11 protein-coding genes are annotated in these 9,599 nt (G+C 69.3%); 5 read left to right on the forward strand and 6 right to left on the reverse strand.

Going from position 1 to position 9,599, the window contains the following annotated elements:
• Nucleotides 1-157: 157 nt before the first annotated feature.
• The 6 genes from LG334_RS18840 to LG334_RS18865 form a co-directional block, all read right to left on the reverse strand.
• Nucleotides 158-634 (reverse strand): hypothetical protein, encoded by a 477-nt coding sequence (locus tag LG334_RS18840; RefSeq protein ID WP_404380402.1) that lies wholly within the window; start codon nt 632-634, stop codon nt 158-160.
• On the reverse strand, nt 631-1,470 hold the full coding sequence (locus tag LG334_RS18845; protein WP_404380404.1) for a dienelactone hydrolase family protein: 840 nt from the start codon (nt 1,468-1,470) through the stop codon (nt 631-633). Before LG334_RS18845 ends, LG334_RS18840 begins: the two co-directional genes overlap by 4 nt.
• Nucleotides 1,471-1,677: 207 nt before the next feature.
• Nucleotides 1,678-1,977 carry a 50S ribosomal protein L28 gene (gene rpmB / locus LG334_RS18850; RefSeq protein ID WP_404380406.1) on the reverse strand — a complete coding sequence of 100 codons (300 nt, stop codon included), beginning with the start codon at nt 1,975-1,977 and terminating at the stop codon, nt 1,678-1,680.
• A gap of 317 nt (nt 1,978-2,294) precedes the next feature.
• Complete coding sequence (locus LG334_RS18855) at nt 2,295-3,725, reverse strand: sensor histidine kinase (RefSeq protein ID WP_404380408.1); 1,431 nt, start codon at nt 3,723-3,725, stop codon at nt 2,295-2,297.
• Nucleotides 3,726-3,759: 34 nt separating this feature from the next.
• On the reverse strand, nt 3,760-5,196 hold the full coding sequence (locus LG334_RS18860; RefSeq protein ID WP_404380410.1) for a dihydrolipoyl dehydrogenase family protein: 1,437 nt from the start codon (nt 5,194-5,196) through the stop codon (nt 3,760-3,762).
• Complete coding sequence (locus tag LG334_RS18865; RefSeq protein WP_404380412.1) at nt 5,177-5,935, reverse strand: TVP38/TMEM64 family protein; 759 nt, start codon at nt 5,933-5,935, stop codon at nt 5,177-5,179. Before LG334_RS18865 ends, LG334_RS18860 begins: the two co-directional genes overlap by 20 nt.
• A 279-nt stretch (nt 5,936-6,214) precedes the next feature.
• Between LG334_RS18865 and rpmH the strand changes: the two genes are divergently transcribed.
• Genes rpmH through yihA form a run of 5 tightly spaced genes read left to right on the forward strand, consistent with a single transcriptional unit; the run spans nt 6,215 to nt 9,582 of the window.
• Nucleotides 6,215-6,349, forward strand: coding sequence for a 50S ribosomal protein L34 (gene rpmH / locus LG334_RS18870; RefSeq protein ID WP_009541125.1), 135 nt, complete (start codon nt 6,215-6,217; stop codon nt 6,347-6,349).
• A 22-nt stretch (nt 6,350-6,371) separates the two neighbouring features.
• Nucleotides 6,372-6,827, forward strand: a complete 456-nt coding sequence (gene rnpA, locus LG334_RS18875; RefSeq protein ID WP_404380414.1) for a ribonuclease P protein component — start codon at nt 6,372-6,374, stop codon at nt 6,825-6,827.
• Nucleotides 6,824-7,111: a membrane protein insertion efficiency factor YidD gene (yidD, locus tag LG334_RS18880; protein ID WP_404380416.1), complete on the forward strand. Its 288-nt coding sequence runs from the start codon at nt 6,824-6,826 to the stop codon at nt 7,109-7,111. Before rnpA ends, yidD begins: the two co-directional genes overlap by 4 nt.
• Nucleotides 7,112-7,156: 45 nt before the next feature.
• Nucleotides 7,157-8,905 carry a membrane protein insertase YidC gene (gene yidC, locus LG334_RS18885; RefSeq protein ID WP_404380418.1) on the forward strand — a complete coding sequence of 583 codons (1,749 nt, stop codon included), beginning with the start codon at nt 7,157-7,159 and terminating at the stop codon, nt 8,903-8,905.
• On the forward strand, nt 8,902-9,582 hold the full coding sequence (gene yihA, locus LG334_RS18890; RefSeq protein ID WP_404380420.1) for a ribosome biogenesis GTP-binding protein YihA/YsxC: 681 nt from the start codon (nt 8,902-8,904) through the stop codon (nt 9,580-9,582). The genes yidC and yihA overlap by 4 nt, the downstream gene beginning before the upstream one ends.
• Nucleotides 9,583-9,599: the final 17 nt, after the last annotated feature.

Here is a 9,599-nt window from a genome sequence, read left to right on the forward strand (position 1 = left end):
CGAATCGGGCCGCGACGGCTCTTTCGCGGCCACGAGAGATGCTACCCGGTCGGGCGGGGAAAACCTATTAGCCGTAGGGATGAGCCCCCTGGCGCCAAAGGTCCATAACGGTCGGACGGCGCCGTCCAGGAGTCGCCGCCTGCGGGCCGGACGAATATCAACGCACCTCGAACACCGCGCGAAAGCTGCAGGTCTGCGGGTCCTGCTCCACCAGCCGGGCGTCACAGGAGACGGCGCCGACGCCGATGCGCTGGGCCGTCAGAACGGCGGCGCAACGCACCACGGCGCTGGCATCGGCGCGCCAGCGGAACAGGCACGTTCGGGTGTCGCCGTCCGACTCGGGCGGCAGGGCGTACTGCACCATGGACACCGCGCCCGTCATGGCGGGAAAGACAAACGCCGCCTCCAGGTCCTCCCCCGGCGCCAGCGCGCGCGGCCAGGGCGCGAGGACGGCCGCCGTCGGCGTTTCCGTCATGACGGCGGTTACGGGGGCGGCGGCGGCGTTGACCACCGTCACCCGCGCCTCCGCCACCGAGTCGCGGTCCTGCGCGCCGGCCGGAGTCGCGGCCAGGACGAAGGCCGCGACCGCCAGGGCCGCCGCCGTCGCGCCCGGTGCGGGTCGCCGCCGGATCACTCGGTCGCCTTGGTCTCGGTCTGGACGGGATCGGTGCCCATATCGGTGCGGCCTTCCTCGCGCACCTGGCGCAGGTTCTCCATGAGGAAGGCAAGCGTGCGCGTCCACGACTGTGCCGCGGCCCCCGCGTCATAGCGCGCGCCGGTGGGGTTGGCGAAGGCGTGATCGGCTTCGTACCAGTACAGTTCCAGTGGCTTGCCGGCCTCTTCCATGCGGCTCTTGAAGCGCGAGACCATCTCCTCGTTGATGTGCTGGTCCTGGGTCGCGAAGTGGCCCAGCACCGGCCCCTGGATCTGCCGGAGCTGCTCGGTCGGCACGTCAACGTTGCCGTAGTAGACGACCGCCGCATCCACCGGCGCGTGGACGGCGGTGCGCAAGGCCCAGCCACCGCCGAAGCACCAGCCGACGACGCCGACCTGGCTGGTCGTCGCCTCGTGGTTCCGCAGCCACTCGGTCCAGGCCTGCATGGTGGCGACGGCCTGGTCCTGCTCGACCGACTGCATGAGGGAGCGGGCCTTTTCCCGGTCCTGGGCCACCGCGCCGCCGTAAAGGTCGACGGCCAGTGCGACGAACCCCTGGCGGGCGAACTCGTGCGCCATGGACTTGATCTGGTCGTTCAGCCCCCACCATTCATGGATGAGCAGCACGCCCGGCGCCTTGTCGTCGGTGACGTTCTCCGGCGTCGCCAGCACGGCGTTGACCGTGCGGCCGTCGGCGGTGGTGGTGGAAACCTGCTCAAGTTCCTCTGCCGCCAGGGCGGCCAGCTTGGGATCGGCGAGAATGGCGGCGAGCGGCACTCCGGCCAGGCTCTTCACGACGGTGCGGCGCGCGATCATGGGTGACTTCCCTCCCTGAATCCAATGAGACGCGAGTGCAAGCCGGAACGCGCCGGCTTCCACTGCCGCTGCCTCATATCAGGGCGTTTTTCGGTGCTGTCGAGTCCCGCTTTCGCGGCAGGGACCACTCCCACACGCCGAAAGGGCCGCCCGCGCGCTGCGGACGGCCCTTTCGGAGTTTTTTGCCTGAACGGCGTGACCGGGTGATCAGGCGGCGGCTTCGCCACCCTCGACCGCCTTCTGGACGCGCTTCTTCAGCTTGCGGGCCTCGCTGGTCAGCTTGGTGCTGGGCGTGGACAGCAGGAAGGCGTCGATGCCGCCCCGGTGCTCGACGGTGCGCAGGCCGTGGGCGGACAGGCGCAGGCGGACCGGCTCACCCAGGGCGTCACTCATCACCGAGGTGACCTGGAGGTTCGGGTTCCACGTGCGGCGGGTCTTGTTGTGAGCGTGGCTCACATTGTTCCCGGTCATGACGCCCTTGCCGGTAATGGCACAACGACGGGGCATGGCCTTGTCCTTCTCGATCTCAGAAATCTGTGAATGAACGCTGGAAGGCCGGTTGTTTACAGATCACCGGCCCGCCCGTCAAGGGCAAAAGGGGCAAAAACCTGCCGACGGGCGGCTTGATCGGGTGGCAGAGGGTGAGAGGATTTCGCCGAGGGAGGTGTGGAGCATTTCAACCGGGGTGGCTGACGGAGGATGCGAATTCCTGCCGTCGCCGGAAAGCCGAATAACTAGACGACTGTTTTGTCTGTCGAAAATCCCCCGCCGTCCCAGCGAAAGCCGGGGCCCACGCGCACCGCTGAGCGCCTCCCGGAGATGTCCTACCCCCTCGGCAACGGCAGGGACAGGCGGAAGACCGTCCCCTCGCCGCCTGTGCGCGCCAGCGTCAGATCGCCGCCCAGCGCCCGCAGGATCTCGCGCGAGAGCGGCAGGCCCAGCCCCGTCCCGCCGGCCCGGGCCGAGCCGGAAAAGGGCTGGAACAGGTTTTCGCGCGCCTTGGCGGGCAGGCCGGGACCGTCGTCGGCCACCTCCACCTCCGCCCGGTCGCCGCGCGCCCAGGCCGAGACCGTGACCGTCGTCGCACCGGCCTCGGCGGCGTTGCGCAGCAGGTTGTCGAACACGCGCGACAGCTGTCCCGGATCGGCCCGCACAGCAAGCCCCTCGGGCATGGCGACCGAGACCGCCACACCCGGCGCCGTTGCCGCGCTGTCCTCGATCAGGGCCGGCAGGTCGACGCGCGCCGGCCGCACCTCGGGCGGGCCTTCCTTGGCGAAGCGCAGGGTGCGGGTGCATAGCTCCACCGCCCGGTCCAGGGCGCGCGCGATGCCTGCGGTCACATGCTTGACCTCCGGGTCGGCGGCCGAGGCCTCCAGCCGGTCGCTTTCCAGAAGCGCGGCCGACAGAACGCCCTTGAGGTCGTGGCTGATCTTGGACACCGCCGTGCCCACCGCCGCCAGCCGCGCCTGCTGCATCAGCGCGCGGCGCAGGTCCGTCTGCATCTCGGCCAGCGAGCGTTCCACCATGCCCACCTCGTCGTGGCGGCGACTCGGGCGCAGCGTGCGATCGGGGTCCTCGGGCGCGGCGCGGAAGTCGGCCATGTTGTCGGCCATGCGCAGCAGCGGCCGCACCAGCAGAAGGTGCAGGCTCAGGTACACCAGCCCGGCGGTGAACAGGGATATGATCAGCGACAGATAGAAGATGCGCTCGCCGTAGGCGAACATCTGTTGGCGCATGGGGGCCTCGCGCAGGACCACGTCGATGCGCACGTCGGCGTCCTTGGGGCTGACGCCCATCACCCCGATCATGCGGTCGTCGGTGCGCGCCATGGCGGCGAGGCCATCCCTCAGCAGCTCCAGGAAGCCCGCCCCGCGCAGGTCGAAGCGCGCGTCCAGGTCCTCGGGCTCCACCCCCAGCATGAGCGTCGTGCGCTCCGGCCGCCACGCGGTCATGCCCAACGCCCCCGCATGGTCGAGCAGGCGCTTTTGCAAGTACTCGTCGACCATGCCGTCGGGCGTGGCCTCCAGGGCCAGCAGGGCGAGGTGCGCCTGCTCCAGGTGCTCCTTCAGGTACTCGACCCGGTAGCGGGCGACCGAGGGCACGAAGATCAGCACCTCGGCCAGCATGACGAACAGCACCGTCAACAGAAGCAGCCGCAGCGGCAGGCCGCGGTGCAGGGGCGCGCGGCGGCGCGGCGCTCCGGGGGCACCGGCGGGCGTGGGCGTGGCGTCGGGGCGATCGTTGTCCTTGGGCATGGAAGGGGGTCTGTCCTGTTCGGCACTCCCCACCCTACCCCAGACGCGCCAGGGCGCGCACCAGCCGCCGCGTACCGGCGCTGAAAAGCCTGGGCGTGTAGAAGCCGCCGGCGGCCTTCTTGCTGATCTCGCCGAGCGTGGGGTAGGGGGCGATCATGGTGGCGATGGGCCCCACCTTCATACCCTGGGAGACCGCCAGCACCCACGGCTGGATGAGGTCCCCGGCGTGCGGGCCGACGATGCCGCAGCCGAGCACCCGGCCCTTGCGGTCGGTGACCAGCTTGAGCCGCCCTTCCGTGCGGCGTTCGGCGCGGGCGCGGTCGTTGCCGTCGAAGCCTTCGGTGATGACCCGGATGGAGTCGCCGTGGCGTTCCCGCGCCTCCCCTTCCGTCAGCCCCACCTGGGCCAGTTCCGGGTCGCAATAGGTGACCCACGGCACGGCATGGTGCTGCGCCTTGGCGGGCAGGCGGAACAGGGCGTTGCGCACGACAATGCCCGCGTCATGCCCGGCGCGGTGGGTGAACAGAAGCCCGCCGGTCACGTCGCCGATGGCGAAGACGCGCCGGTTGGAGGTGCGCAGGCGGTTGTCCACGGTGATGCCCCTGGGCGTGTGCCCGATGCCCGCTGCCTCCAGGTTCAGGCCGCCGATGCCCGGCTCGCGCCCCACCGCCACCAGCAGGTGCGAGCCCGCCACCCAGCGGCCGTCGCGGAAGCAGAGGACGGGGCCGCCGTCGTCGGCGCGCGCGACCTCGGTGATGTCGGCGTTCTCATACAGCACCAGCCCGTCGGCGCGCAGGCGATGGCGGACGACGGCGCGCAGTTCCGGGTCGTCCTTGGGCAGGATTTCCCCCCTGGTCGCCAACGCCACCGGCACGCCGAGTCCCAGGAACGCCGACGCCATCTCCGTGCCGATGGGCCCGCCGCCCAGGATCAGCAGCCGCTCCGGCGCCTCGCGCAGGTCGAAGACTGTCTCGTTGGTCAGCGGCTCCGCCTCGGCCAGCCCCGGCAGGTCCGGCAGGCGGGGGCGCGATCCGGTCGCCAGCACCACCCGGCGGGGACGGATGCGCACCCCGCCCGCCTCCAGCGTGCGGGCATCGACGAACCGCGCCGACTCGCGCAGGACCGTGCAGCCCAGCGCCTCGAACCGCTCCTGGCTGTCGTGCGGGGCGATGCCGGCGATGACGTCGCGCACATGCCCCATGACGGCGGCGAAATCCACCGCCACCCCGCCCGCGGCAGAGACGCCGAACCGCCCCATGGCGCGGGCATCGGCGGCGGCGTGGGCGGCGGCCAGCAGGGCCTTGGACGGCACGCAGCCATAGTTGAGGCAGTCGCCCCCCATGCGGCCCTTTTCCACCAGCACCACCGACGCGCCCATCTGCACCGCCCCGGCGGCCACCGACAACCCGCCCGAGCCGGCGCCGACGACGCAGAGGTCGGGGGTGAGGGTTTCAGGCGTCATCGCGCGCATCGGCCTTCCTTTCCTTCCAGGCCCGCCAGGCGACGGGCACCAGGGCGAGCGCCGCCAGGCCCAGCAGCGGGCCGAGAATTTCGGGGCTCCAGATGATGCTCAGGTCCGGCGTGCCGCCACGGGCGAAAACGGCGTCCAGGCCGTTGCCGACACTGGCGTAGACCAGGGCGCCGGGAATGATGCCGATGGCTGTCGCCACCGTGTAGGTGGAGAGCTTCACGCCCAGCAGCGCCGGCACCAGGTTCACCAGCCAGAACGGGAAGACAGGTACCAGCCGCAACACCAGAAGATAGCTGAAGGCATTGCGCCGAAAGCCTTTTTCCATACGGGCGACGGCGCGGCCGGCCTTGGCGCGCCAGGCGTCGCGAAAAACCGTGCTCGCCAGCAGAAAGATGGCGACAGCGCCGATGGTCGCCCCGATGATGATGTAGACGGACCCCAGCCAGGTGCCGAACAGGAACCCGCCGGCGATGGACATCCACACCGCGCCCGGCACCGAGAAGGCCACCCCCAGGGCATAGACCGCCATGAAGGCGAGGACGGCCAGCAGGTAGTTTGCGGCGACCCATTCCTGCAGGGCGATCCGGTGCTGGCGCAGGGTCTCGAACGACAGGACGTCCGTCGCGCCCGACGCCCACAGCCCCACCAGCGCCGCCACGAAGGCGGCCAGAAGGCCCAGCTTCCACAGCCGGGCGCGGGCGGGACGCTCTGTTTCCATGGTCTCGGATCGGGACGCCATGCGGGAACCGCCTTTCTTGCAAGGATGCGGGCTCATGCTTCCCGAGGTAGCATTGCGCGGCGCCGCCCTCAATTAACGTCCGCGTGAGCGACGGGCGGCCGTGACGGCGAAAATCATGCACGATCGCGCGGTCCGTGGTTGACTTGCCCCCGTGCCTGAGGGTATATCGCCGCTTTCCTCGAACACCCGTCGCCGCCGCGCGATCCCTGTCGAGACCTGAAGACATTTCAGGCGCCCGCCCGCCGGACGGCGCGCGCCGCCCGCAGATGGAGAGTTACCGTGAAGCGCACGTACCAGCCGAGCCGCCTCGTCCGCAAGCGCCGCCATGGCTTCCGCAGCCGCAGCGCCACCGTGGGTGGCCGCCGCGTCCTGGCGAACCGCCGCTCCAAGGGCCGCAAGCGCCTTAGCGCGTAAAGCGGTCGCGCGGGGCCCCGGCATGGGGGCGGACGACGCGCACACGCACCAACGACGGAAGCGTCCCCCGCGCCTGAAGGCGCGGCGGGACTTTCTGCGTGTGGCCAACACGCGGAAGAAATGGGTCACGCCCGGGTTCATCATCCAGATGGCCCCGCGCGACGACCTGCCCCGCGACGACGCGGCACCGGACCGCACCGGCGCCACGCCCGACATGCCGCGCGTGGGTTTCACCACCAGCAAGAAGGTGGGCAAGGCCGTCACCCGCAACCGCGCCCGCCGCCGCCTGCGCGAGGTGGCCGACCAGGGACTGCCCGCCTGGGCCGACCCCGCTTATGACTACGTCCTGATCGGCCGGGCGGAGGCTACGGTTTCTTTGCCGTTCGATCAGATGTTGCATGATCTGCGCTGGGCGCTTAAACGACTGGGGGCCGTGCGCGGCCGCGGCGGCAACGGAACGAAGGTCGACGGACCATGAGCATCGCGAGCAGCGTCCTGCGTGGACTGGTGAGGGGCTACCAGCTCTTCGTCTCTCCCCTGCTGCCGCCGTCGTGCAAGTTCGAACCCACCTGTTCCCACTACGCCATGGACGCCCTGGCCCGCCACGGCGCCCTGAAGGGGGCCTGGATGGCGGCACGCCGCGTCCTGCGCTGCAACCCGTGGATGGAAGGCGGATACGATCCCGTGCCGCCCGCCTCCGGCAATGACACCGGCACCAAGAAGGCCGGTCATGGCTGTGGTTGCGGCCACACCCACTCCTGAGAGTTCTGAAAGAGCTGATGTTTCGGTCGAGCGGAAGACGAACCCATGTCTGAACAGCGCAACCTGATCCTAGCCATCGTCGCCTCCTTGGTGATCTTGCTGGGGTTCGAATTCCTCTGGCCGAAGCCGGACCAGCCACCCGTCGAGCAGGCGCAGCAGACCCAGACGCAGGCCCCCGGTCAGTCCGGTGACGTGCCGACGCCGGGCGCCGACGTGCCCGCTCCGGGCGCCGCGCCGCAGGCGCCGGGTGCCGCGCCTGGCATGACGGCGCCCTCCAGCCGCGACGCCGCCCTGGCGCAGTCCAACCAGCGCGTGCGCATCGACACACCGGCGCTGAAGGGCTCCATGAACCTGGTCGGCGCGCGCATCGACGACCTGACCTTGCGCGAATACCACGTGGAGCCGGACGAGAGCAGCCCGCTCATCGACCTGCTGTCCCCGGCCGGCTCGCCCAACCCCTACTACGCCGAATTCGGCTGGGTCGCGGGCGGCACGGGCATCGACGTGCCGGGCAGCGACACGGTGTGGACGACCGACGCGCAGACGCTCAGCCCCGGAAATCCGGTGACGCTGACCTGGCAGAACCCGCAGGGCATCGAGTTCCAGCGCGTCATCAGCATCAATGACAAGTTCATGTTCAGGGTCGAGCAGACGGTGACCAACACCACCGACCAGCCGGTCACGCTGTATCCCTACGGCCTGATCGCGCGCGTCGGCACGCCGCAGACCGCCGGCTTCTACATCCTGCACGAGGGCCCGCTGGGCGTCTTCAACGAGACCCTGAAGGAAGTCGACTACGACGACCTGGCCGACGACGGCACCATCGAGCAGACCACCACCGGCGGCTGGATCGGCATCACCGACAAATACTGGCTGACGGCGCTGGCCTTCGATCCGGGCCTGGAGACCAAGGCCCGCTTCGCCCACCGCCCGGCCAGCGCCGGTCCGTCCGACCGCTATCAGGTGGACTACCTGGAGCCCGGCATGACCATCGCCGCCGGCCAGAGTGCCTCGGTCACCAACAACTTTTTCGCCGGCGCCAAGGAAGTGAAACTGCTCGACCAGTACGCCGAGCAGTACAACATCCCGAACTTCGATCTGGCCGTGGACTTCGGCTGGTTCTACTTCCTGACCAAGCCGTTCTTCTACGTGCTGAACTGGCTTCACGGTCTGGTCGGCAACTTCGGCGTTGCCATCCTGGTCTTCACGGTCTTCATCAAGCTTGCCATGTTCCCGCTGGCGAACAAGTCGTACAAGGCCATGAGCAAGATGAAGAAGCTGCAGCCCAAGATGAAGGAGCTGCAGGAGCGCTTCGGCGACGACCGCACCCGCCTGAACCAGGAAATGATGGCGCTGTACAAGCGCGAGAAGGCCAACCCGGTTTCCGGCTGCCTGCCCATCGTGGTGCAGATTCCGGTGTTCTTCGCGCTCTATAAGGTGCTGTTCGTGACGCTGGAGATGCGCCACGCGCCCTTCTACGGCTGGATCAACGACCTGTCGGCGCCGGACCCGACGTCCATCTTCAACCTGTTCGGGCTGCTGCCCTTCACGCCGCCGGAATTCCTGATGATCGGCGTGTTGCCGCTCATCATGGGCATCACCATGTTCCTGCAACAGAAACTGAACCCGGCCCCGCCGGACCCCATGCAGGCCAAGATCATGAACATGCTGCCCATCGTGTTCACCTTCCTGCTGGCCCATTTCCCCGCCGGTCTGGTGCTGTACTGGGCCTGGAACAACACCCTGTCCATTGCCCAGCAGTGGATCATCATGAGACGCGCCGGAGCCGCATGACCCGACAGAAGGAACCCGCCTTCACCGGCGAGACCATGAGTGCCGAAGAGCGCGCCGCCTGGCTGGAAGCCGGGCGGCGCCTTTTCGCCAAGGAAGCCACCTTCGTGCTGGGCGCCGCCGCGCTCGTGCAGATTCCCGAGGACCCGCTGCCCGAGGTCTGCTTTGCCGGACGGTCGAACGTCGGCAAGTCCAGCCTTATCAACGCACTGACCAACCGCAACAAGCTGGCGCGCACCTCCGACACGCCCGGCCGCACCCAGGAATTGAACTTCTTCAACCTGGGCGACCGGCTGATGATCGCCGACCTGCCCGGCTACGGCTTCGCCAAGGCGCCGAAGGAGAAGGTCAAGGCCTGGACGGCCATCACCATGGCCTACCTCCAGGGCCGGGCGCAGCTTCGCCGCGTCATGGTGCTGGTCGACAGCCGCCACGGCCTGAAGGACAGCGACCACGACGTCATGAAGATGCTGGACCAGGCCGCCGTGAACTATCAGGTGGTGCTGACCAAGATCGACAAGCTGAAGGGCAGCCAGGCGGACAAGTGCGTGGCGGAAACGCAAGCCGCGCTCGCCAAGCACGTCGCCGCCCACCCGGTGGTGATCCCGACGTCGTCGGCCAAGGGCGACGGCATCGCGGAGTTACGGGCGGAACTGGGCGCGCTGGCGCTGCCGGAGTGAGGCGGGGCCCGGCAGGG

The organism is Caenispirillum salinarum (assembly GCF_044803115.1).
In the GTDB taxonomy this organism is placed as follows: Bacteria; Pseudomonadota; Alphaproteobacteria; order Rhodospirillales; family Rhodospirillaceae; genus Caenispirillum; species Caenispirillum salinarum_A.